This window comes from Acinetobacter brisouii CIP 110357 (assembly GCF_000488275.1).
Lineage (GTDB): Bacteria > Pseudomonadota > Gammaproteobacteria > Pseudomonadales > Moraxellaceae > Acinetobacter > Acinetobacter brisouii.
The window spans coordinates 1604777-1629104 of record NZ_KI530762.1 but is presented as its reverse complement, the minus strand read 5'-3'; the positions used below and the strand labels follow the sequence as shown (position 1 = coordinate 1629104).

Below are 24328 nucleotides of genomic sequence, written 5' to 3'. Positions count from 1 at the left end.
TCAAACAATTATCAGTTAATGCGGGACAGCAGTGAATTTTTCAAGTAATTCCTCATAAACCCCTTTTGCCTGTAACAGCATATCGCATACTTCGCGTACAGCACCACGTCCACCCATGGCTTGGGTCACTAAATCTGCACGGCGACGTACTTCAACATGCCCATTTGGCACAGTCACTTTCATGCCTGCAATCGCAAATGCTGACAGATCAGGCCAGTCATCGCCCATATATAAGCAATCTTCTGGTAACAGATTGAATTGCGCACAAGCTTCACGTAGGGCAACGCCTTTATCTTCACGACCTTGGAAAACCAAGTCGACTTTCAGGTCAGACATGCGTTTTTCAACAATATGGCTTTTGCGCCCTGTGATGACAATCACTTTTAAACCCGCTTGTTGCGCGAGTTTCATACCCAAACCATCACGGATATCAAAAGATTTGATTTCATCGCCGGTGTTGGTAAAAGTCACAAAGCCATCACTTAAAATACCATCGACATCTAAAACCAAAGCTTTGATATGACTAGCTTGTTCTAACAATACATAAGATGCCATGTGTTACGCTACTCCAGCTTGAATCAGGTCATGCATACTAATTACACCAATCACTTTATTTTGATCATCCACGACAACAAATTGATTAATTTTTTGATCACGTAATTGCTCTAGCGCATCTACTGCACGAGTTTCCGAAGAAATGGTAGCAGGCTTTTTAATCATCACATTTTCGACAGGGAGGTTTACATCGAAGCCTTGCTGTTTATCGATCAAACGACGCAAGTCTCCGTCAGTAAAAATACCCAGTAAAGTATCGTTTTGATCAACGACTGTGGTTAAACCTAAACGTTTGTCTGAAATTTCATACAGCACACGGTTCATTGGGGTGTCTGGAGATACTTTTGGTAACTCATTGCCTGTGTGCATGAGGTGTTTCACATGCAAAAGCAGGCGCTTACCTAAAGCCCCCGCAGGATGAGAACGAGCAAAATCATCGGAAGTAAAGCCGCGTGCTTCTAGTAAAGCAACAGCCAAAGCATCGCCCAAAGCTAAAGTCGCTGTGGTACTTGAAGTCGGTGCAAGACCAAGAGGACACGCTTCCTGAATGTCACCTAAAGTTAGGGCAACATCGGCATTTTGTGGCATTGGACCCTTGTCATTGCCACTAATGGTAATCAAAGGCACGCCCACATGTTTAATCAGTGGCATGAGCATCATGATTTCATCACTTTTCCCTGAGTAGGAAATGGCAATCAGCACATCGCCTTTCACCAGCATGCCTAAGTCGCCATGACCTGCTTCACCAGGATGCATAAAGAAAGATGGTGTACCTGTAGATGCAAAGGTCGCTGCCATTTTGCGTCCGATATGCCCAGATTTCCCCATGCCTGTAACGACCACACGACCTTTGCACTGTAAAATAATTTCACAGGCCTTGACGAAATGCTCATCAATTTGTGTGGCTAAAACATCTAACGCTTGCTGTTCAATCTTTAAAGTTTCTAGGGCGACTTTTTTAAAATCAATAGGATTCATGATGTGTGGGGAATTCAAAATTAGCTACCTTACCAAAATACAGCTGGAAAATATATTTAGGGTTTGATTCAACAATAGATGTGATTCTAACATAAATAGGGTGTGTTGACATTTCATCTATGGCACGCATTGTTGGCGAAAATGACGTATACCAGATATGAAATGAAGGTGATGCTGACACCATCGACAAGTTTCCTCATCTCACTGCAACTTCAACTTATTCATGCCGATGGTTATCTTATATTTTTTAGGGATAAAACTTTGTGAAATATTGTGCATCAGTTATGATGAGGCATCTTTAGTTTGAACATTTGAAGACTTTATATGCAACCCTTTGTTTTATATAACTCTGAGCAACGTAAAAAAGTTGAATTTGTACCCCGTAAAGCAGGGCATATCGACATGTATGTTTGCGGTATGACCGTCTATGACTACTGTCATATTGGGCATGCTCGAGTCATGGTTGCATTTGATTACATTATTCGTTTTTTACGTAGTCAGGGTTGGAATGTCAAATACGTGCGCAATATCACCGATATTGACGACAAGATTATTAAACGTGCCAATGAGAATGGCGAAAGCATCACCGCATTGACCGATCGTTTTATTCAGGCGATGAATGAAGATGCTGAAAATTTGGGCTGTTTGCACCCAGATGAAGCGCCACGTGCGACTGAGTATATCGACCAAATGCAAAACATGATTGGAAACTTGGTTGAGAAAGGTGCAGCGTATCCAGCAAGCAATGGCGACGTTTATTTTCAGGTTGAAAAATTTGCCAAATATGGTCGTTTGTCGGGTCGTAAACTGGATGACATGCAAGCGGGTGCTTCGGAACGTGTCGACGTTGAAGTTGAGAAAAAACATCCGTTTGACTTCGTACTTTGGAAACATGCCAAAGCCAATGAACCTGCTTGGGCTTCACCGTGGGGTCAAGGTCGACCAGGTTGGCACATTGAATGTTCAGCAATGTCAACGTGCTGCCTAGGCAACCATTTTGACATTCATGGTGGTGGTTCAGACTTGATGTTCCCGCACCATGAAAATGAAATTGCACAAAGTGAGGCTTCAACAGGCGAACAGTATGTTAACTACTGGATGCATGTCGGCTTTATTAATGTCGATGGCGAAAAAATGTCGAAGTCTTTGGGCAATTTCTTTACCATTCGTGATGTGATGGACAAATTCCATCCTGAAGTCATCCGTTACTTTATTGTGTCTTCACATTACCGTAGCCCAGTGAACTTCTCAGATGTCGCGCTAAAAGAAGCTAAAACGACGCTAAGCCGTTTCTATCATTCATTTAAAGCCTATCAGCAAGTCTATGGTGAAAAAACGGTTGAAACGTTAGATAATGAGTTGGTTGAACGTTTCAATAGTGCAATGCGTGATGATTTCAATACGGCTGAAGCAATTGCCGTACTGTTTGAAGTGAATAAAGAACTCAACCGTGCGGTGAAAGAAGAAAATGCCGAACAGGCTGCAGTGTATTATTCAACATTACGTCATCTGACCAACATTTTAGGTCTGGTACAGCATAATGTTGAAGACTTCTTAAAGTCAGATATCGGGCAGGATGCTTTGGGCTTGTCTGAAGAACAAATCGAAGATTTGATTCAACAACGTCAAGATGCCAAAAAAGCCAAAGACTTTGCCAAAGCTGATGGAATCCGCCAGTCATTGCTGGATCAAGGTGTGGTTTTGGAAGATACCCGTCAGGGCACGGTTTGGCGTCGTGCTGATTAATTAGACACTTGGATGCCAAGAGAGTTGACAGTTTTTTGAAACACTCTATAATGCCTCCATATTGCGGGAATAGCTCAGTTGGTAGAGCATAACCTTGCCAAGGTTGGGGTCGCGAGTTCGAGTCTCGTTTCCCGCTCCAAAATTTAAAAAAGCCCTTAGATTAAATCTAAGGGCTTTTTTTATTGAGTGAAAAATGAGATAGAGAAGATTTTTTTCTATCTATGTTGCTGCTGTGTCGGGTTGCACGGCACAGTTTGTATTTTTATTCTGATAAATTTGTGTTTCATGTTCCAGCCATTCAATAAATTTTAAAATCAGCGCACTGTTTTGCTGCTCCGAATAAACAAAATAATACGAACGCGAACCCATCAGTTTCAGCTTGGACGCAATGACCAAGTCACCGCTATTCAATTCTTTTTCAAGTAGCATTTGTGGAATCAGTGCAACCCCCAAGTGATGGGTGGCTGCAACAGCCAGCATGGAAAACAGTTCGTGCCGCTGTCCCTCTGTTGCATACGGATGATCATAGCCTGCGGTATGAAACCATTCTTTCCAGATATAAGGTCGTGTAGTTTGTTGTAAAAGTGGCAATCGGCTGAGCTGTTCGGCACTCAAATCAATGTCTTGAATCTGTTCAAGCTGGACTTCTGGGCAATATTTTTGAATGAGCTGTTTCGAACATACGGGAACCACATCTTCTTGCATCAGAAACTGCACTTTTGCACCTGCCCAGTTTTCGACCTGAGCAGGCGTACCTGCATAGATTGCCGCATCGAAAATATGTTCGCTAAACAAAAAGGGTTTGGTACTGGTTTCAAGGTGTACAGTAATTTCAGGATAGATCTGATTGAAACGATAGAGTCGCGGTAGTAACCAGCGCGTGGCAAAGGTGGGCACAACACCGAGTTTCAGCGTACCACCAAGCCCTTTATGCGACATCAGGTCAATGGTGCTTTGTTCGATGTTTAATAAAGACGACTTGATACTTTTAAAATATTGCTCACCTGCCAACGTCAATTCAACGCCGTGACGGGTACGATGAAACAAGGCAAGGCTGAGAAATTCTTCTAATTGCTGGATTTGTCTGGAAACTGCACTTTGGGTAATGCAGAGCTCCTGCGCCGCGTAAGTATAACTTTTATGCTTGGCAGCAGATTCAAAGCAAATCAGTGACTGTAAAGAAGGAATCATCCGACGCATATCACGATCCTTGTCATATCGGTGGATTTTTAGATTGAGGTATTTAGAAATAACATAGATTAGCGTTAAAAATAAAATCTTGGTTCTATAAAAATATAAAATTAACTGGATTTTAATGCTCTTTTCTTAATCGCTTGAATCCGAAAAGTAATGCTTAGAGAATTAAATATACGGAAAACTTATTTGTATTTTTTGAGTTTAAATATTTTTAATATACTGTTTTTAAATTGTTTTTATGAAAATAATCTTGAGCGAGTTTTGCAAAGCGTATCCTCGCAATATATTTTGAGTGTGCAAGCAGGTTGTTTTTACACGGCTGTGCCACTCATCCTGAAAATATGAGTCAAAACCAGAAGACCTCATCATCACATTCATGCTTTGAATCAGCATTTTCATGGAGCTTAGATTGGCTAAGATATGCGTAAATCGCATGACTGTATGAGAAATAATCGTTTGCCGCCTAAGCTAACTGATCGTAGCATGAAGGAAAAGACAAACCAGAAAAGGCTAGGGAAGCGATGAATCAAATGGTCGAGACAACAAAAAAATCTGCACGTGTTCAATTTAACTGGGAAGATCCATTTTTACTGGAGCAACAACTGGCTGAAGAAGAACGCATGATTCGTGATGCAGCAGCAGCGTATTGTCAGGATAAACTCATGCCACGTGTGCTGGAGCAATTCCGTCATGAAACTACTGATCCCCACATTTTTCGTGAAATGGGTGAGTTGGGTCTGCTTGGGCCAACCATTCCTGAACAATATGGTGGCGCGGGGCTCAATTATGTCAGCTATGGCCTGATTGCCCGTGAAATCGAACGGGTTGATTCAGGTTATCGCTCTATGGCAAGCGTGCAAAGCTCCTTGGTGATGGTACCGATTAATGAGTTTGGGACAGAAGAGCAGAAACAGAAATATCTGCCGAAACTTGCAACAGGTGAATATATTGGCTGTTTTGGTTTAACCGAGCCTGATCACGGTTCAGACCCTGCGGGCATGGCAACACGTGCCAAAAAAGTGGCAGGGGGATATCGCCTGAAAGGTTCAAAAATGTGGATTACCAATAGCCCGATTGCCGATGTATTTGTGGTATGGGCAAAAGAAGTGTCAGAAGAAGGCAATGTCGGTGATATTCGCGGTTTTATTTTAGAAAAAGGCTGGCAAGGTTTATCTGCCCCTGCAATTCACGGCAAAGTGGGGTTGCGTGCTTCGATTACAGGGGAAATTGTCATGGATGATGTATTTGTCCCTGAAGAAAATGCCTTTCCTGAAGTTCGTGGTTTAAAAGGCCCATTTACCTGCTTGAATAGTGCACGTTATGGCATTGCCTGGGGCGCGATGGGCGCAGCAGAATTTTGCTGGCACACCGCACGTCAATACACACTCGACCGTCAGCAGTTTGGTCGACCGCTTGCAGCCAATCAACTGATTCAGAAAAAACTGGCGGATATGCAAACCGAAATTGCACTCGGTTTACAGATCGCCTTGCGTTTTGGGCGTATGAAAGATGAAGGTCTTGCCGCAGTCGAAGGCACATCCTTAATTAAACGCAATAACTGTGGCAAGGCACTGGACATTGCGCGTCTAGCCCGCGACATGCTGGGTGGCAACGGGATTAGTGATGAGTTTGGGATTGCCCGTCATTTGGTCAATCTGGAAGTCGTGAATACTTATGAAGGGACACATGACATTCATGCCTTGATTTTGGGGCGTGCGCAAACAGGCATCGCTGCATTTGCCAACTAGATAAAACCTTTTCATTGAAAATTCTTGGAGATGCTCGTCATGGGCATCTTGAGGAGACATTTGTTTTAAAAATCTAAGCAAACCATAGTCAGGGATTCATCATGGATAGGCGGCATGCAGAAAGGCGCTTTGCCAAAGCAACAGGGATACAACAAAAACAGGCACAGTGATTTTTTGATGACTCGCAGATGAATGACCGAGGCTCATTTGGGAAAATGAGGTGTCAAGATGAACAATGATGTTCAAGCGGTTGTTGCAGATTTACCCCGTTCGTTACCGACAAATGTTGGAACATATGAACGGATTACCCCGAATACATGGAAATGGGCGTTGTTGTTTGCCTACTTTGCCATGGTGGTGGACGGTGTCGATATTATGTTGCTGTCCTATAGTTTAACCAGTCTAAAAACTGCATTTGGCTTATCGACCTTTCAGGCAGGTGCGCTCGGCAGTGCGTCTTTGGCAGGAATGGGCATTGGCGGTATTTTGGGTGGCTGGTCATGTGATAAGTTTGGTCGGGTCAGAACGATTGCTCATTCAGTGACGTTTTTTTCGTTGGCGACCTGTTTACTGGGCTTTACCCAAACTTTTGAGCAGTTTATGGCGCTCAGATTTATTGGTGCATTGGGGATTGGAGCACTATATATGGCCTGTAATACCTTAATGGCAGAATACGTTCCAACCAGTTACCGCACTACGGTATTGGGCACTTTACAGACAGGGCAAACGGTGGGTTATATCGTTGCAACGATTTTGGCAGGGGCAATTATTCCTGAACATGGTTGGCGTGTTTTGTTTTTCATTACAGTTATTCCTGCCGCGATCAATATTTTTCTGCGACGTTTTGTACCTGAACCAAAGTCATGGCAACTGACCAAAATCCAGTCATTAAGCGCAGAAAAAACAGTAACTCAAATAGAAACACCACAAAGCAGTAATCGCAGCATTTATCGGCAGATTTTTACCAATTTAAAACACCGCAAAATGTTCTTGCTCTGGATGACCACCGCCTTTTTTCTACAGTTCGGTTATTACGGTATCAATAACTGGATGCCAAGTTATCTGGAAACCGAATTGCATATGAACTTTAAATCTTTGACCAGTTATATGGTGGGTTCATATACCGCCATGATTCTGGGCAAAATTCTGGCAGGTTACCTTGCTGATAAGTTTAATCGCCGTGCAGTGTTTGTTTTTGGAACATTAGCCAGTGCCATTTTTCTGCCTGTGATTATCTTCTTTAATACGCCAGATAACATTTTATATTTGCTGATTACCTTTGGTTTTCTGTATGGCATTCCATATGGAGTCAACGCAACCTATATGGCGGAGTCTTTCTCGACTGATGTGCGCGGAACGGCAATTGGCGGTGCTTACAATATTGGGCGTGTCGGCGCAGCCATCGCACCTGCGACCATCGGCTTTTTGGCATCGGGTGGAACGTTTGCCAGCGCGTTTATGGTGATGGGGGCGGCATATTTTATTGCAGGTGTTTTGCCAGGGCTGTTTATTCGTGATCGTCAGTACGATCCGCAAAAATCATAAGAACTGTCAAAGATGGCTCAAAAACCTGATGCCATCTTTATTATTAAAAGGATAAGTGTATGGGTGCATTAACAGGATTGCGCGTACTGGATTTAAGTCGGGTATTGGCTGGCCCTTGGTGTGGTCAGATTCTGGCAGATTTGGGTGCAGAAGTGATCAAGATTGAACGTCCTAAAGTTGGAGATGATACCCGTATGTGGGGGCCGCCGTGGATGCCTGATGAACAGGGTGATGCCACCCGAGAAGCAGGCTATTATCAGTCGGCAAACCGCAATAAATATTCGGTTGCGGTTGATATTGCATCACAGGAAGGGCAATTGCTGATTCAGGACATGGTCAGGGATGCCGATGTACTGATTGAAAACTATAAGGCAGGCTCGTTAGCCAAATATGGTTTGGATTATGCCAGCCTGAGTAAAATTAACCCAAGACTGGTGTATTGTTCGATTACAGGTTTTGGACAAACAGGGCCGCGTGCAGCAGAACCCGGTTATGACTTTATTATTCAGGGCATGGCTGGGTTGATGAGTATTACGGGTGAGCCAGAAAACGTGCCGCAAAAAGTCGGGGTTGCAGTGACCGATTTGCAAACGGGGCTTTATGCCACCATTGCGATACAGGCAGCGCTATGGTCGCGCTTAAGTACAGGTAAAGGGCAGCATATTGATCTGTCGCTGCTCGATGTTCAGGTTGCAGGCTTGGCCAATCAGGGTATGAACTATTTGCTGACTGAAAAATCACCTGTACGCATGGGCAATACCCATCCCAATATTGTGCCGTATCAAACGTTTAAGGCAAAAGACAAAGACTTTATTATCGCCTGTGGTAACGATAAACAGTTTAAAGATCTGTGTATCGCGATTCAGCGACCAGATCTTTGGGAGCATACTAATTTTCGCTCAAATCAGGATCGTGTTAAACATCGGCATGCCTTGATTCAGCAATTGCAGCAGCATTTTTCAACTCAAAATGCACAACTTTGGGTGGACTGTATTCATGCAAAACAAGTACCTGTAGGCATGATTAATTCCATTGAAGACGCTTTGCAGGAACCGCAGATACAGGCTCGCAAGATGTTGGTGAATGTGCCGCATCCGCAAAATTCGGATTTTAAAATGATTGCATCGCCGATTAAATTGTCCGAAACACCTGTTGAATACCGTCAAGCACCGCCTCGTTTAGGGGAGCATACTTGGTCTGTGCTCCAACAATATCGCAGTGAAAGCGAATTGCGACAGCTTAAAGCGACGGGAGTGATCGAGGCGTTTGCTGAGCGGGAGGATGTTGTCGGTGTGGAATAAGATTAATAAAAGGGGATTGTTAGGCTTGTTTCATAAGTCATTTTTTTAACAAAAATGACAATATAAATACCCTCATTCCCTTGCGGAACAGTGTTCCTCATCCCATAGGGAGAAAAACAAAGGACTGATCAAAGAAGCCTATAGACAGGCATTTGGGAGAGACATCATGCCTGTCTGTGATCTCAAAATTATTCTTGTGGCTGTGCGTAGTTCATCACAGACAGCAGGCGAATCGGCACCTGAATTAGTTTTTCGGGACCGTGTGGAATTTCACCTTCTAAGGTCAGGCAGTCGCCTGGTTGCATATGAAATACTTCATGCCCGTGACGATACAACAATTCACCTTCTACTAAATACAACATTTCCGTACCTGGATGGGCAAAAGTCGGGAATTCCTCGCTGGCATCATCCATGCTGACCAGATACGCCTCAAAGTTTTTACGTGGACCACGTGAATGGGTGATTAAACGATAGGTATGACCTTTTTCTGTGCCACGGCGAACGACTTCCATACCATCGCCCGACTTGACTAGCATAGCGTGACTTTCTTGCTGGTCGTACTGGCTAAATAAAGTCGACATGGGAATGCCAAGCACTTCACACAGGCGGCTTAAAGTTTCCAGACTGGTCGATACTTGAGCATTTTCAATCTTGCTGAGCATGCCCTGACTGATTCCTGCGATTTGTGCCACTTCAGACAATTTCAAACCTTGTTCTTGACGATGGCGTTTGATTTGAATACCAATATATTGTTCAAGTTTTAAACTATTTTTAGTTTGTCTCATTCTGGTTCATCCCGCACTATTTCGATACCAATATTGCTTTGTAGTTTACTGCAAAGCGCAAACGAACTTTGTCAAAACATAAAATTCCTATTACGAAATATATATTCTTGTTGGAAATATAGTCGATTTCTGCCCATAAATCACAATTTTTTTTAATGACCACAAAGTTGGCAAGGGATTTGCTTTCTTATTAGGAAAGAAAATTTCTTGAATGGAATTTTTAAAACCATGTAAGCACAGAAAGATGCATTTTCTGCACCACATTTAGTTTTTGTCATATGGGAGTATGTCAATCATGTTGCAGCAAGCCGTAACGGAGATGTTTGATCAACATCAACTCACCAAAAAACCGATGTATCGTCCAGAGGTTCAACAGGTGATTGATCAGTACCAATTAAAATATGTATTGGCACAGTTTGTCGATATTCATGGTGCTGCAAAAACCAAATCTGTACCCATTTCTGGTCTAAAGGCAATTGAAAAAGATGGCGTTGGTTTCGCAGGTTTTGCCATATCAGGTATGGGGATGCAACCTCATGGTCCAGATTTCATGGTCAAAGGCGATTTGTCGAGCTTAACGCCAGTGCCTTGGCAACCTGGTTATGGTCGTGTGGTCTGTGAAGGTCATGTCAACGGTCAGCCACACCCTTATGATTCACGCTATGTGCTCCGTAAACAAGTCGAGCGTTTAAGTGCAAAAGGCTGGACATTGAATACAGGTTTAGAGCCAGAGTTTAGCCTGTTTCGCCGTGCGGAAGATGGTTCACTGAAAATGGTGGATGATTCCGACAACCTTGATAAACCTTGCTATGACTATAAAGGCTTATCGCGTTCACGCGAATTTTTAGAGCGCTTAACTGAAGCCTTGATTCCTGTCGGTTTCGACATTTATCAGATTGACCATGAAGATGCCAACGGTCAGTTTGAAATTAACTATACCTACAGCGATGCCATGAATTCGGCAGACATGTTCACTTTCTTCCGTATGGCGGCAGGTGAAATTGCCAACGATTTGGGCATGATCTGTTCGTTTATGCCAAAACCTGATCCAAAACGTGCAGGTAACGGTATGCACTTTCATCTGTCCATCGGCAGTGAAGAATCCAGCAACCTGTTCCATGACCCAAGCGACCCAAGCGGTATGGGCTTATCCAAAATGGCCTATCACTTTATCGCAGGTTTACTTGAACATGGCCCAGCACTGTGTGCTTTCTGTGCGCCAACTGTGAACTCCTATAAACGCCTTGTTGTGGGTCGTTCATTGTCTGGTTCGACATGGGCACCTGCATTTATTGCTTATGGTTCCAACAACCGTTCAGCCATGGTGCGTATTCCGTATGGTCGTATTGAGCTGCGCCTTCCAGATGCAGGTTGCAATCCGTACTTGGTGTCAGCCGCGATTATTGCTGCAGGCTTAGATGGCATTGAACGTGAACTGACTCCACCAGCAGCCTGCAATGAAAATCTGTACAGCCTCGGATTAGAAGAAATTGCAGCACGTGGCATAGAAACTTTGCCACAGTCACTCAAAGAAGCCGTTGAAGCACTCAAAGCTGATCCATTGTTTAGAGAAAAAATGGGTGCAGAAATCGTGGATGAGTTTATCAATCAAAAAAGTATGGAATGGGTGGAATACAGTCGACATGTGTCTGATTGGGAAATCCAGCGTTATACCGAATTTTTCTAAATTTCAGATAAATCAACAGAATTGAATCTATTGGAGTAAGCATTATGTGTGGCATTGTCGGACTTTACTTAAAAAATCCAGCGCTCGAATCTCAATTGGGCAAACTGTTTGAACCGATGCTTGAAGCCATGACTGGGCGTGGGCCAGACAGCGCAGGCTTTGCGATCTATGGCGATGAAGTGCAAGACGGCTGGGTCAAACTGACCTTGCAAACTACTGACGAAAACTTTAACTGGCAAGCATTTGCAGAAAAACTAGAAGCGAAACTTGGTACAGGCTTTGACTGGTTCCAAAACGCAACTGCGGCCGTGCTTAAAGTCGAAGCAGATGAAACAACTGTTCGTGCAGCAATCACTGAACTTGCGTCTGAACTGAAAATCATGAGTGTCGGACAAAGCATCGAAATTTTAAAAGGCATGGGCTTGCCTGTCGAAATCTCTGAACGCTTTGGCTTGGCCAACATGAAAGGCAGTCACATTATCGGGCATACCCGTATGGCAACTGAAAGCGCTGTGACCATGGAAGGCAGTCATCCGTTCTCCACAGGTGCGGATTTGTGTTTGGTACACAACGGTTCATTGTCGAACCATGCGCGTTTACGTCAGGAATTGAAACGTCAAGGCATTCATTTTGAAACCGATAACGACACTGAAGTGGCTGCAGGCTACCTGACTTGGCGCTTACAAGAAGGCGATAACCTAGCACAAGCATTGAATCATGCACTGGATGACTTGGATGGTTTCTTTACTTTTGCGATTGGGACACGTGACGGTTTTGCGGTGATCCGTGATCCGATTGCCTGCAAACCTGCGGTTCTGGCAGAAACCGATGATTATGTGGCAATGGCATCTGAATATCAGGCATTGGCTTCACTACCAAACATCGACAAAGCCAAAGTCTGGGAACCAGAACCAGCAACTTTATATGTCTGGGAACGCTCAACAGCCAAGACTGGCGCAGCAGCATAAAGACCAAAACAATTAGAGGAATAAACACGATGAATAGCACAGTATTGGCAGACAAAATCGAATTAAAAGACACTTTTGACCTGAGCGTGGACAGCATTCGCGAACTCAATCAGGCATTACATACCCCTGAATTGGTTGCTGCAATTCCTGCATGGACTGTGCAGAACCCAGCAGGTCAGCACAATATCGCAGTGGGTGTGAAAGCTCCTGTACAGGTCACTATTGACGGGCACGCAGGTTATTACTGTGCAGGCATGAACCAAGAAGCTGATGTGATCGTGAACGGAAACGTCGGTGTCGGCGTTGCTGAAAACATGATGTCAGGTTCAGTCCGCATCAAGGGTAATGCGTCACAAGCTGCGGGCGCAACCGCACACGGTGGTTTGCTGGTGATCGATGGTGATGCAGGCGCGCGCTGTGGCATCTCCATGAAAGGTGTAGATATTGTGGTGGGTGGCAGCATTGGACACATGAGCTGCTTTATGGGACAAGCAGGACGCTTGGTGGTGTGTGGCGATGCAGGGGATGCATTGGGCGACTCACTTTATGAAGTGCGTATTTATGTCAAAGGCACAGTGAAATCTTTGGGTTCAGACTGTATTGAAAAAGAAATGCGTCCAGAACACATTGCCGAGTTGGCAGAGCTGTTAGAGCAGGCTGGATTTGATGAAGATCCAACTACATTTAAACGCTATGGCTCGGCGCGCCAACTTTACAACTTTAAAGTCGACAACGCATCTGCTTACTAAACCCAACGTGGCTCGGAGATTTTAATCATGACTCAATCTACTACTCAATTTGAACCAGTATTACGCGAATCTGCGACATTTGACCGTTTAACGATTCAGGAAATTCAACGTGCGGCCTCTACAGGGATTTATGATATCCGTGGTGGTGGTACAAAACGCAAATTGCCACACTTTGATGACTTGTTATTGCTCGGTGCGAGCATGTCACGTTATCCACTTGAAGGTTATCGTGAAAAATGTGGAACAGATGTGGTGCTTGGTACACGGTTTGCTAAAAAACCGATTCACCTGAAAGTACCTGTGACTATTGCGGGAATGAGTTTTGGTGCATTGTCTGCCAACGCCAAAGAAGCTTTGGGGCGCGGTGCAACCATGGTGGGTACATCAACCACAACAGGTGACGGTGGTATGACGCCTGAAGAACGCGGTCATTCGCAAACTTTGGTGTATCAATACCTGCCTTCACGCTATGGCATGAACCCAGACGATTTACGCAAAGCCGATGCGATTGAAATTGTACTCGGTCAAGGTGCAAAACCAGGTGGTGGTGGTATGCTTTTAGGCATGAAAGTCACTGAACGTGTGGCAGGCATGCGTACACTCCCAGTCGGTGTGGATCAACGTAGTGCTTGTCGTCACCCTGACTGGACAGGTCCAGATGACCTTGCAATTAAAATTGCAGAAATCCGTGAAATCACTGACTGGGAAAAACCGATCTATGTGAAAATCGGGGCAAGCCGCCCGTATTACGATGTCAAACTTGCAGTAAAAGCAGGCGCAGATGTGATCGTGCTTGATGGTATGCAAGGCGGTACGGCAGCAACTCAGGAAGTGTTTATTGAACATGTCGGGATTCCAATTTTATCTGCCATTCCGCAAGCGGTGCAGGCACTTCAGGAAATGGGCATGCATCGCAAAGTTCAGTTGATCGTTTCAGGCGGGATTCGTACAGGTGCTGACGTGGCAAAAGCCATGGCACTGGGTGCAGATGCAGTTGCGATTGGGACAGCAGCCTTGATTGCACTGGGCGATAACCATCCACGTTTAAATGAAGAATTGAAAAAAATTGGTTCAGCATCAGGTTATTACGATGACTGGCAAAATGGTCAAGACCCTGCGGGGATTACGACTCAAAACCCTGAATTATCAAAAAATCTTGATCCGATTGAAGGTGGTCGCCACTTGGCAAACTACTTACGTGTATTGGTGCTTGAAGCACAAACCATGGCGCGTGCCTGTGGTAAATCACACTTGCACAACCTTGATCCTGAAGACTTGGTGGCACTCACTGTTGAAGCAGCAGCGATGGCACGTGTGCCACTGGCAGGAACAAACTGGGTACCTGGTCAAGTTCAGTTTTAACTGAGTCTGACCCCCAACCATAAAGCGAGCCATGTGCTCGCTTTTTTTACAGACTTTTACTGAGTTGATTTGTTATGCTGTCAGAGGATTTATAGCAATAATAAGGAGTCTTAAATCATGGACAGCAATAATAAAAAAACTAAACATTCAATTGTTTGGCTCGATAAACCAGAAGCGCATGATTATCCTGCGGCAAGTTCTTATTTATGTTTATTGTTGCACCCTTCACAAGTTGAAAAATTGGTGAGCCGTTTGCAGGCAGAAGAGGTGAGCCAGTTTAAAGCCAAAGACATTTTTCGGGCAGCACAACTGCCTTTGCTGGATGAACGCAATTTTCACGTGGCAAAGGATTTAAGCAAGATTGAACAAGAAAAAGCACTTTCGCCTTTGCTATTAGTACGTGATTTGGGGCTGCGGCATTTGATTATTGCAGATGGTTATCACCGCTTATGTGCTGTCTATCTACACGATGAAGACGCACTGATTCCTTGCCAGATTATTTCGCTTACTGCACAAGATTTGGCAAGCCTATGACTGTGGCTAAAAAAATCCCGATTTTTGATGTCATTGCGGGTTTATCCATCGCAGGCTTGTTGCTGCCTGAAGCGGTTGCATATTCCAATATTGCAGGGCTGTCACCGCAAAGTGGTTTGGTGGCGCTGGTACTGGGTTTGGTGATTTATGGCCTGATTGGGAATAGCCGTTTTGCGATTGTCTCCTCAACGTCGTCTTCTGCCGCCGTCATCAGTTCAGGTTTAGCCACCATTGTGGTGTTTTCTTCGCCAGAGCGGGCAACTCTGGCGTATGCACTGGTGTTTTTATCGGGCATTTTACTGGTGATTGCAGGGCTGTTTAAGCTCGGAGAGGTTACGCATTTTATTGCCAAACCTGTGTTAAAGGGGTTCTCCTTCGGCTTGGCACTGAGCATTGTGGTGAAGCAATTACCTGCGGTAATACAGGTACATCCTGCACATAGCGATTTTTTTCGTCAATTGTGGGAAATGCTGCAAGCCTATTCGAGCTGGAACTGGCACGCCTTGGGTATGGGGCTGAGCGCACTTTTAATCCTACAGTTCACTCAACGCTATAAAACCATTCCTGTTGCTTTGTTGCTGATTATTTTAGGTATTGGCTTAAATGTGATGGGATATACCCAAGAATGGGGCATTCGTTCAGTTGGGCATTTTGAGTTTGTTTTGCCTAGTGCCAGTTTACCTCATTTGAGTATGAACAGCTGGTTGCAACTGGTCGAAATCGCGCTGGCGGTTGCCCTGATTATTTATGCTGAATCTTATACCTCGATTCGTACCTTTGCGCTGAAATACAATGATCCAAGCGAACCCAACCGTGACCTGATTGCATTGGGTGTTGGTAATATCTGTTCGGGATTGCTAAAAGGGATGGCCGTCGGTGCAGGTTATTCTGCAACTTCAGCCAACGAAACAGCAGGGGCAAAAAGCAAAAAATCAGCATGGGTGGCAGCGCTGGCAGTGGTGATTTTTCTGCTGTGTTTTCGTCAGTATATTGCCAATATTCCTGAGCCGATTCTTGCCAGTATTGTGATGTATGCGGTGAGTGGACATATTCGTTTTACACCGTTTAAACAGTACTTTATTTGGCGAAAAGATCGCTTATTGTCCATGATTGCGATTTGGGCCGTGATTATTTTTGGGGTGCTCAACGGGTTGGTGATTGCGATTATTGTCAGTATTTTGATGATGCTTAAAAGCTATTCGGTTCCTCAAATTGCATGGCTTGGGCGTCTAGGGGGCGGGCATGATTTTGTCGATATAGATCGTTTTCCTGAAGCCGTGGCGCCCGATGGCATTTTAATTGCTCGACCTGATCACCCGATGTTTTTTGCCAATGCGGAAAAAATTTCGAACGCGATTATACACAAACTTTCTGAGCAAAATTATCAACATGTGATTTTAAATCTGGAGGAATGTCCGAGTCTGGACAGTACCAGTGTTGAGGAGTTGTTATTGTTGGCTCAGCATTTACAGGATCAGAAAATAGACCTGCAATTGGCACGGGTACGTCGTTCAGTAGCACAAACCTTACTATATGTGAATAGCCCATTATTTCCCCAATCCAGTTATGAGGCACAAAGTGTCGATGATGCTGTACAGCAATACGAGCAGATAGCTTCATCTGCGACTTAATCCAGTCTTTTATCATCTCTTTTTAAGTTTTCTCCCTCAAGGGGAGAAAGCAATTTCAAGATCTATTTAATTGAGCTTTTTGGAGTAATAAAAGAGATTCATTAACTTGAAGTTAATGTTCTGCATTTCGAGTTTATTGATCAAAAACCCTGAACAGGGTTTTATAGATGAAAACATGAACTGCAGAACAGGACATCGCATGGAAGGCTCGGTACAGCATAAAGATCGAATTTGGAATAAACGCCGTTATGCCAAGCAGATTAAATTGGACTTGGCACGCAAGTTTGCCGACGGTGTAGTGATTCCCACCCAAAACATTGTTCAGGCGCTCGAAACCTTAATTACCCCAGGCGATAAAGTCATCCTTGAGGGTAACAACCAAAAACAAGCCGATTTTCTTTCACGTGCATTGGCACAGACCAGCCCCGATGTATTGCATGATCTGCACATGATCATGCCAAGTGTTGGGCGTCCAGAGCATCTGGATTTATTTGAAAAAGGCATTGCGCGTAAACTTGATTTTTCTTTTGCAGGCACACAAAGCCTACGCATTAGCCAGTTACTTGAAGATGGCTTACTGGAAATTGGTGCAATTCATACCTACATCGAACTGTATTCGCGTTTACTGGTCGACCTGATTCCGAATGTCGTGTTGTCCGCAGGCTTTATGGCAGACCGTCACGGCAATATTTATACAGGCGCAAGTACCGAAGATTCTCCAGCATTGATTGAACCTGCGGCTTTTAGTGATGGGATTGTGATTGTACAGGTCAACAAATTAGTTGATGACGTAACCGATTTGCCACGCGTCGATATTCCTGCCTCTTGGGTGGATTTTGTGGTGGTAGCAGATCGTCCATTTTATATTGAGCCGCTGTTTACTCGTGACCCGAAACACATCAAACCTGTACATGTCCTCATGGCAATGATGGCAATTCGCGGCATCTATGAAAAGCATCAGGTGCAATCGCTCAATCACGGTATTGGTTTTAATACCGCAGCGATAGAACTGATCTTGCCAACCTATGGCGAATCACTTGGCTTAAAAGGCAAGATTTGCCGTAATTGGACGTTAAATCCGCATCCGACTTTGATTCCTGCGATTGAATCGGGTTGGGTGGAAAGCGTACATTGCTTCGGGACTGAACTGGGCATGGAGAAATATGTAGCGGCACGCCCCGATGTATTTTTTACAGGGCGTGATGGTTCGCTGCGTTCCAACCGCATGATGTGTCAGTTAGCAGGGCAATATGCGGTAGATCTGTTTATTGGTGCAACTTTGCAGGTCGATGGACAAGGGCATTCTTCAACCGTCACCAAAGGGCGTTTGGCAGGTTTTGGCGGTGCGCCAAATATGGGACATGACCCACGTGGTCGCCGACATAGCACGCCTGCATGGCTGGATATGCGTCCTCAAGGGTTGAATGATACCGACACTTATCTGGCACGTGGTAAAAAACTGGTGGTACAGATGGTGGAAACCTTCCAAGAAGGGGGAAAGCCAACTTTTGTCGATCAACTTGATGCAGTCGATGTGGCGAAAAAATCAGGTATGCCACTGGCGCCAATCATGATTTATGGCGATGACGTGACCCATCTGCTTACCGAAGAAGGCATTGCGTATTTATATAAAGCCGACAGTCAGCAACAACGTGAAGAAATGATCGCGGCAGTGGCTGGTGTGACCGATATTGGTTTACGTCATGACCCGAAAAATACTGAACGTCTACGCCAAGCAGGTTTGGTGGCATTTCCCGAAGATTTAGGCATTCGCCGTACCGATGCAACCCGTGAGCTGCTTGCGGCTAAAAATATTGCAGACTTGGTGACATGGTCAGATGGTCTGTACGAACCGCCTGCTAAATTTCGGAGTTGGTAAATGAATGCATTTTTTCAACTCAAACCGCAGCACTATCTAGCCGATACCTTCGCAGATTTTGCGGTACAAGCTCTACTCGATGAAGTGCGTTTGTCACCCAAACCTGCACTGGTCGATGCACGTAGTTCAGGCGCACATCAGGATTTGACCCTGAACTTGATGGAACAGTCGGCTGAAAGTTTAAGAAATATGTTTGTTGCCATGAGTTTGGCAGCAGCACAACATGGCGAAATTTCACAGGCGTTACGCGAGCAGATTGGACAGCTTGGGCGTGAAGGTGAGCAAGCCATGTTGGCGGTGACGGGCGGCGTGAATACCCATCGTGGGGCGATTTGGGCACTCGGTTTACTGGTGACAGCTGCGACGTTGTTGCCACAAGGAACATCTGCGGAGGAAGTGTGTCTTTGTGCAGGGCAAATCGCACAACTTGAAGACCGAGCTGTAACAGCGAAAGCTACCTTAAGTCATGGGCAAATGGTATTGCACAAACATGGCAAGCAAGGGGCAAAGCAGCAAGCACAGCAAGGTTTTCCTGCGATTCGTCAGCATGCCTTGCCACAGCTTCGCCACACCCGACAGCGTTCGATGCGTGAGGAGTTTGCCCGTTTAGATGCGTTGCTCGCGATTATGCAGCATCTGGATGATACCTGTGTGCTGTATCGGGCGGGATTAAATGGCTTAAAGCGCATGCAGCAAGGTGCAGGACAAGTTTTGGCACTCGGTGGTTATGCCAGTCTGGCAGCACGTCGTGAACTGTATTTGCTGGAAATTGATTTATTGCGTCTGAATGCTTCACCTGGCGGTGCGGCGGATTTATTGGCAGCGACTTTATTTGTCGATCAGGTAGAGCGTTTTCAAGGCGAATAACCTATCAGGATGAACATACATGGAAATATTTAATTTTAAATTTGCTGCCCAGCGTGTTGCTAAACAACGTGCGTTGGTCGGTTGTGTCGGTTCGGGTGATTTAGAAATTTTGGTTGAACCCAAAGAGGGTGACACGTTAAACATTCAGGTGACCACATCGGTCGATGGCAGCCAAGTGCGCTGGAAAAATTTGTTTGAACGTGTGTTTGCTATGCAGGAATTACCAGCAGTCAACATTGAAATCAATGATTTTGGTGCAACCCCGGGCGTGGTGCGCTTACGTTTAGAGCAAGCTTTGGAGGAAGCGCAACATGACTGATATTCAAGACTTATTACAGCGTAGCAGTTTCATTGAACTTTCCGCGCGTCAGCGTGCGCAAAGCCTGCTTGATTTGCGTTACCGTGAACTGGTTGATCCATTTGATCGGATCACGTCGCCGTGGTTGCCTAAGCAAAATATTGTGCCGCAAGCCGATGATGGCGTAGTGGTCATTAAAGGAACTATACAAAAGCAGCCTGTCGTGGTGATTGCCATTGAAGGTGCATTTCAGGGCGGAAGCCTTGGTGAAGTTGGCGGTGCAAAAATTGCAGGCGCTTTGGAACTGGCGATTGAAGATAACCGCAAAGGTATTCCAACCGCAGCCGTGTTATTGCTCGAAACAGGTGGTGTGCGGTTACAGGAAGCCAATTTGGGCTTGGCAGCGATTGCCGAGATTCATGCGGCGATTGTGGAATTACGTCAGTATCAGCCTGTGATTGGAATTGTTGCGGGCAGCGTGGGCTGTTTCGGTGGTATGTCGATTGCCGCTGGGTTGTGTAGTTATCTGATTTTGACTCAAGAAGGGCGTTTGGGGTTGAATGGCCCGCAAGTGATTGAGCAGGAAGCAGGTGTACAAGAATACGATGCCAAAGATCGCCCATTTATCTGGAGCATTACAGGCGGCGCACAACGCTTTGCATCGGGTTTGGTCGATGCTTTTGTTGAAGATGATGTCGAGCAGATTCACCAGCAAGTGCAACAGTTCTTGAGTGGAGGTTGCCCAGCTCAGCCACGCAGCTCACGTTATGCCTGGTTCTTGGAAAAAATGGCACAGGTAGATACCCGTGAACAGATCAGTCCAAGTGCGGTACAGCAGTTATATCAAGGAGAATTTGCATGAATATGGATGTTAATGCAACGCGTGTCGCCGCTAGAGGCTTAAATTGGTTCAATGCTTTGACCGCAGAATCAAGTTTTCAAAACGCCCCCGATTTTCCTGCATCATTACGCGTTGCTGATGGTGAGTTAAACGGTTATCCCGTGCGGGTGATTGCTGTTGTGGTAGATGCCAACAATCAGTTTCCACGTGCGCAGCAAGGCGAAGTGGGTCTACTTGAAGGTTGGTCACTGGCGAAAGCCGTAGATCAAGTGATCCAAGCCGATGAAGCTCAGTCACAAAAACGTGCCATTTTGTGTGTAGTCGATGTGCCAAGTCAGGCTTATGGTCGCCGTGAGGAAGTTTTAGGGATTTATCAGGCATTGGGTGCTGCCGCAGATCGTTACATTACCGCACGTTTGGCAGGGCATCCAGTGATCAGCCTGTTGGTGGGTAAAGCCATGTCCGGTGCATTTCTGGCACATGGTTACCAAGCCAATCGCTTAATCGCACTGGATGATGCAGGCGTTATGGTACATGCGATGGGTAAAGAATCTGCTGCACGTGTGACTTTGCGTAGTGTTGAAGAACTGGAGCAGTTAGCTGCAAAAGTCGCACCAATGGCGTATGACATTCAGAGTTATCACAGATTGGGATTACTGGCCGAGATTTTACAGGTACAGGATATTGTGCATCCGCAAGCTGAAGATGTGCTATTGATTCAGCAGCATGTATCAGCCGCGTTACAGGACATTTTGCAAAGCCAAGACCGAAGTTTGTCGTCACGCTTTCATGGTGAAAACCGTCAGGCATCACAAAAAGTGCGCGCCTTGTTGCGTGAACAATGGTCACGTGAGCAATCTGTATGATCAGCGCACCACAAGTCCACGATTTGCTTTGGGGAATGCCGCTCAGCGCGCTTCCTGAGCAAGTTCCTGATTGGGCATCGCAGGCAATTTCAGCAGGTCAACCTGTGGTGGTGCGTCGTGCTGTGACCGATCCTGATCAGGTGGCAGTGGGGATTCGTGGTGTACAACGTTGGCAACGCTTGGCGTGTGTGATGCCGAAAGCTGCAATTCAACGTATTGTGAAACCTGAACAGTTGATTGAAGTCAATGCTGAATTATTTCCAGTGATTGCCGAAAAAATCCAGCTGATTGATCAAGTGTTACAGGCCACAGGCTGGGCGTGGGGCATTACGGGTAGTACAGGTTTTGAGTTGGCAACAGGCATACAGGTGATGCATGCCAACAGCGACTTGGATGTGCTGATTCGTATGCCAAATGCGTTAGCCAAAGCAGATGCAAAAGTATTATTGGCGGCTTTGCGACAGTCGCCTGTACGAGTCGATGTGCAATTGCAAACCCCATACGGTGGTGTGGCATTGGCAGACTGGGCAAATGCCCGACATCAGATACTCTTGAAACGTGCAGAAGGTGCGGTGTTGGTGGATAACCCGTGGGCAATGCAGGAGGCTTTTGCATGAGTTCATTGTGGGTGTATCCGGGACAGGGCGTACAAAAGCCAAATATGCTGCATGACTTACCTCATGATGATGTGGTGCAAAGTTATTTCAGCCGAGCTTCGCAAGCGTTGGGACAGGATGTTTTAACCTTGGATACGCCAGAAGCCTTGCAATCGACTCGAGCCGTGCAACTGTGCTTACTGATCGCAGGGGTGCTGAGTTCACAGCAACTATTGCAGAAACAGCTTAAACCTGATTATGTGGCAGGGCTGTCAATCGGGGCATGGGCAGCGGCAGTGGTTGCCGACGTACTGAGCTTTGAAGATGCCGTCAGACTGGTCGCATTGCGTGGTGAGCTGATGCAAACTGCGTACCCGACAGGTTATGGCATGACTGCCATCATCGGTGCGAGTCGGACTCAGGTTGAACATTGGATCAATCAAGTTCAACAGCAGTCAGGGCAAGTTTATGTGGCCAATATCAACGCTGCAAACCAGATTGTGATTTCAGGTGAAAATGCCGCCATGCAAGATGTGGTGAGTCTGGCTCAGCTGCAAGGTGTTTTGGCAAAACGTTTACAGGTCAGTGTGCCATCACATTGTGAATTATTGGAACAGCAAGCGCAAACCTTGGCGCAAGCGATGCAAGAGGTTGAGTTTAAAACAGCAAAGATTCGATATTTGAGTAGTAGTACCGCGCGTTTGATGATGAGCGCTTCACAGATTCGTCAGGATTTGGCAGGCAATATGGCGTGTATCGTGGAATGGGAAAGCACGGTACAAGCGGCATGGGAACGTGGTGTTCGGTTGCAACTAGAGTTGCTGCCTGGCACGGTGCTCACAGGGCTTGCCCGCCGTATATTTAAAGAAGGTTCAGTCATGGCGTTTCAAGGAACGCGCCTCGACAATATCATGATTGCAATGCAACAGCAGAAAGAGAGCGTTTAACAGCACTTTTTGCACAAAGACACATGAATTTCCAAGGATATGAGGAAAATACAATGATTATTTATGGAGTTGGAATACTCGCACTTTGCACACTGGTCGGTACGGTAGTCGGTGACCTTCTGGGTATTCTATTAGGCGTTAAATCAAATGTCGGTGGTGTTGGTATTGCCATGATTCTTTTGATTTTCATTCGGTTATGGATGCATAAACGCGGTCTAATGATTCCTGAAACAGAAAAAGGCGTGACCTTCTGGGGCACCATGTACATTCCTGTCGTAGTGGCAATGGCAGCGCAGCAAAATGTGGTATCGGCATTGTCGAGTGGTCATTTGGCATTATTTGCAGCAGTTGGGTCAGTTGTGGTTTGTACTTTTACCATCGCAGCACTGAGCCGTTATAAAAAAGGTGAACCTCTCCCAAAGGAAAATGAACAAGAGGTGACATTAGCAAACATCGGAGGTAAGGCACATGGCTGATTTATTATTCAAAGATCTTACCCATTTGGGCTTGATTACTGCATTTGCACTGGTTGCCCTCGTAATGTGGCTGTCTACCAAAATCTCGAAATATCTGACCAAAGGTCGAGTACACGGTTCTGCAATTGCAATTGTGATTGGCTTAATCTTGGCATGGGTCGGTGGAACCATGACTGGTGGGCAAAAAGGACTGACCGATATTGCACTGTTTTCTGGTGTGGGTTTAATGGGTGGTGCAATGCTGCGTGACTTTACCATTGTTGCAACTGCATTCGAAGTGCAGGCAACCGAGGCTAAAAAAGCAGGGTTTATTGGTGCATTTTCACTGTTCTTAGGTACGATTCTGCCATTTATCGTTGGTTGCTGCTTTGCGTGGATTTTTGGTTATCGTGATGCAGTCAGCATTACCACGATTGGCGCTGGTGCAGTGACTTATATTGTTGGACCTGTGACAGGTGCAGCAATTGGTGCATCTTCAGATGTGATGGCACTGTCGATTGCAACAGGTTTAGTGAAAGCGATTTGTGTGATGGTAACAACCCCGATGACAGCCAAATTTATGGGCTTGGATAACCCGCGTTCAGCCATGATTTTTGGTGGATTGGCAGGGACAGTGAGTGGAGTTTCTGCGGGATTGGCAGCAACAGATCGTCGTCTTGTTCCGTATGGTGCATTGACCGCAACATTCCACACAGGTTTGGGTTGTTTGATGGGACCATCGATATTATTTCTAATCGTGAAAATGTTGGTTGGCAGCTAAATCATGAGGTCA

At 45.5% G+C, this 24328-nt stretch carries 23 protein-coding genes and 1 tRNA gene; 20 read left to right on the top strand and 4 right to left on the bottom strand.

Annotation, left to right across the window (positions count from 1 at the left end; genetic code table 11):
• Positions 1–15: 15 nt before the first annotated feature.
• Together P255_RS07810 and P255_RS07805 are read right to left on the bottom strand one after the other, a co-directional pair.
• Complete coding sequence (locus P255_RS07810) at positions 16–555, bottom strand: KdsC family phosphatase (RefSeq protein WP_004900676.1); 540 nt, start codon at positions 553–555, stop codon at positions 16–18.
• Positions 556–558: 3 nt separating this feature from the next.
• The gene (locus P255_RS07805; protein ID WP_035365324.1) at positions 559–1536 is read right to left on the bottom strand and encodes a KpsF/GutQ family sugar-phosphate isomerase; all 978 of its coding nucleotides are present in this window, start codon (positions 1534–1536) and stop codon (positions 559–561) included.
• 321 nt (positions 1537–1857) lie between these two features.
• Between P255_RS07805 and cysS the strand changes: the two genes are divergently transcribed.
• Entirely contained in the window at positions 1858–3279 is a 1422-nt protein-coding gene (cysS, locus tag P255_RS07800; protein WP_004900681.1) for a cysteine--tRNA ligase, read from the top strand.
• A 63-nt stretch (positions 3280–3342) separates the two neighbouring features.
• Positions 3343–3418, top strand: a tRNA-Gly gene (locus P255_RS07795).
• Positions 3419–3498: 80 nt separating this feature from the next.
• Here P255_RS07795 and P255_RS07790 read toward each other — a convergent pair.
• On the bottom strand, positions 3499–4479 hold the full coding sequence (locus P255_RS07790; protein WP_004900684.1) for a LysR substrate-binding domain-containing protein: 981 nt from the start codon (positions 4477–4479) through the stop codon (positions 3499–3501).
• A gap of 518 nt (positions 4480–4997) precedes the next feature.
• Between P255_RS07790 and P255_RS07785 the strand changes: the two genes are divergently transcribed.
• From P255_RS07785 to P255_RS07775, 3 genes are all read left to right on the top strand, one after another.
• Positions 4998–6224 carry an acyl-CoA dehydrogenase gene (locus P255_RS07785; protein WP_004900686.1) on the top strand — a complete coding sequence of 409 codons (1227 nt, stop codon included), beginning with the start codon at positions 4998–5000 and terminating at the stop codon, positions 6222–6224.
• A 228-nt stretch (positions 6225–6452) separates the two neighbouring features.
• Positions 6453–7769 carry an MFS transporter gene (locus P255_RS07780; RefSeq protein ID WP_004900689.1) on the top strand — a complete coding sequence of 439 codons (1317 nt, stop codon included), beginning with the start codon at positions 6453–6455 and terminating at the stop codon, positions 7767–7769.
• Positions 7770–7828: 59 nt separating this feature from the next.
• Positions 7829–9070: a CaiB/BaiF CoA transferase family protein gene (locus tag P255_RS07775; protein ID WP_004900690.1), complete on the top strand. Its 1242-nt coding sequence runs from the start codon at positions 7829–7831 to the stop codon at positions 9068–9070.
• 188 nt (positions 9071–9258) lie between these two features.
• Here the strand turns inward: P255_RS07775 and P255_RS07770 are convergent, their stop codons facing one another.
• Positions 9259–9855, bottom strand: a complete 597-nt coding sequence (locus tag P255_RS07770; protein ID WP_004900692.1) for a helix-turn-helix domain-containing protein — start codon at positions 9853–9855, stop codon at positions 9259–9261.
• Positions 9856–10150: 295 nt separating this feature from the next.
• On the opposite strand from P255_RS07770, the gene glnT reads away from it, so the two are divergent.
• The 15 genes from glnT to madM all read left to right on the top strand — a co-directional run bounded on the left by glnT (position 10151) and on the right by madM (position 24316).
• The gene (gene glnT, locus P255_RS07765; protein WP_004900693.1) at positions 10151–11542 is read left to right on the top strand and encodes a type III glutamate--ammonia ligase; all 1392 of its coding nucleotides are present in this window, start codon (positions 10151–10153) and stop codon (positions 11540–11542) included.
• A gap of 44 nt (positions 11543–11586) precedes the next feature.
• Positions 11587–12510, top strand: a complete 924-nt coding sequence (locus P255_RS07760) for a class II glutamine amidotransferase (RefSeq protein WP_004900697.1) — start codon at positions 11587–11589, stop codon at positions 12508–12510.
• A gap of 29 nt (positions 12511–12539) precedes the next feature.
• Positions 12540–13259 carry a GltB/FmdC/FwdC-like GXGXG domain-containing protein gene (locus P255_RS07755; RefSeq protein WP_004900698.1) on the top strand — a complete coding sequence of 240 codons (720 nt, stop codon included), beginning with the start codon at positions 12540–12542 and terminating at the stop codon, positions 13257–13259.
• A 27-nt stretch (positions 13260–13286) separates the two neighbouring features.
• A complete protein-coding gene (locus P255_RS07750) occupies positions 13287–14621 on the top strand; it encodes an FMN-binding glutamate synthase family protein (RefSeq protein WP_004900701.1) in 1335 nt (444 codons plus the stop codon).
• A 117-nt stretch (positions 14622–14738) separates the two neighbouring features.
• Entirely contained in the window at positions 14739–15155 is a 417-nt protein-coding gene (locus P255_RS07745; RefSeq protein WP_004900703.1) for a hypothetical protein, read from the top strand.
• The gene (locus P255_RS07740; protein WP_004900705.1) at positions 15152–16786 is read left to right on the top strand and encodes a SulP family inorganic anion transporter; all 1635 of its coding nucleotides are present in this window, start codon (positions 15152–15154) and stop codon (positions 16784–16786) included. Before P255_RS07745 ends, P255_RS07740 begins: the two co-directional genes overlap by 4 nt.
• Before the next feature lie 199 nt (positions 16787–16985).
• On the top strand, positions 16986–18665 hold the full coding sequence (gene mdcA, locus P255_RS07735) for a malonate decarboxylase subunit alpha (protein ID WP_004900708.1): 1680 nt from the start codon (positions 16986–16988) through the stop codon (positions 18663–18665).
• A complete protein-coding gene (locus P255_RS07730) occupies positions 18666–19532 on the top strand; it encodes a triphosphoribosyl-dephospho-CoA synthase (protein ID WP_004900711.1) in 867 nt (288 codons plus the stop codon).
• Between the two features lie 19 nt (positions 19533–19551).
• Positions 19552–19851 carry a malonate decarboxylase subunit delta gene (locus tag P255_RS07725; RefSeq protein ID WP_004900713.1) on the top strand — a complete coding sequence of 100 codons (300 nt, stop codon included), beginning with the start codon at positions 19552–19554 and terminating at the stop codon, positions 19849–19851.
• On the top strand, positions 19844–20692 hold the full coding sequence (locus tag P255_RS07720) for a biotin-independent malonate decarboxylase subunit beta (RefSeq protein WP_004900715.1): 849 nt from the start codon (positions 19844–19846) through the stop codon (positions 20690–20692). The genes P255_RS07725 and P255_RS07720 overlap by 8 nt, the downstream gene beginning before the upstream one ends.
• The gene (gene mdcE / locus P255_RS07715) at positions 20689–21537 is read left to right on the top strand and encodes a biotin-independent malonate decarboxylase subunit gamma (protein ID WP_004900717.1); all 849 of its coding nucleotides are present in this window, start codon (positions 20689–20691) and stop codon (positions 21535–21537) included. The genes P255_RS07720 and mdcE overlap by 4 nt, the downstream gene beginning before the upstream one ends.
• Positions 21534–22154: a malonate decarboxylase holo-ACP synthase gene (locus tag P255_RS07710; RefSeq protein WP_004900719.1), complete on the top strand. Its 621-nt coding sequence runs from the start codon at positions 21534–21536 to the stop codon at positions 22152–22154. The genes mdcE and P255_RS07710 overlap by 4 nt, the downstream gene beginning before the upstream one ends.
• A complete protein-coding gene (mdcH, locus tag P255_RS07705) occupies positions 22151–23080 on the top strand; it encodes a malonate decarboxylase subunit epsilon (protein ID WP_004900723.1) in 930 nt (309 codons plus the stop codon). Before P255_RS07710 ends, mdcH begins: the two co-directional genes overlap by 4 nt.
• Before the next feature lie 53 nt (positions 23081–23133).
• Positions 23134–23556: a malonate transporter subunit MadL gene (gene madL / locus P255_RS07700; RefSeq protein ID WP_004900726.1), complete on the top strand. Its 423-nt coding sequence runs from the start codon at positions 23134–23136 to the stop codon at positions 23554–23556.
• Positions 23549–24316: a malonate transporter subunit MadM gene (gene madM, locus P255_RS07695; protein WP_004900727.1), complete on the top strand. Its 768-nt coding sequence runs from the start codon at positions 23549–23551 to the stop codon at positions 24314–24316. The genes madL and madM overlap by 8 nt, the downstream gene beginning before the upstream one ends.
• Positions 24317–24328: the final 12 nt, after the last annotated feature.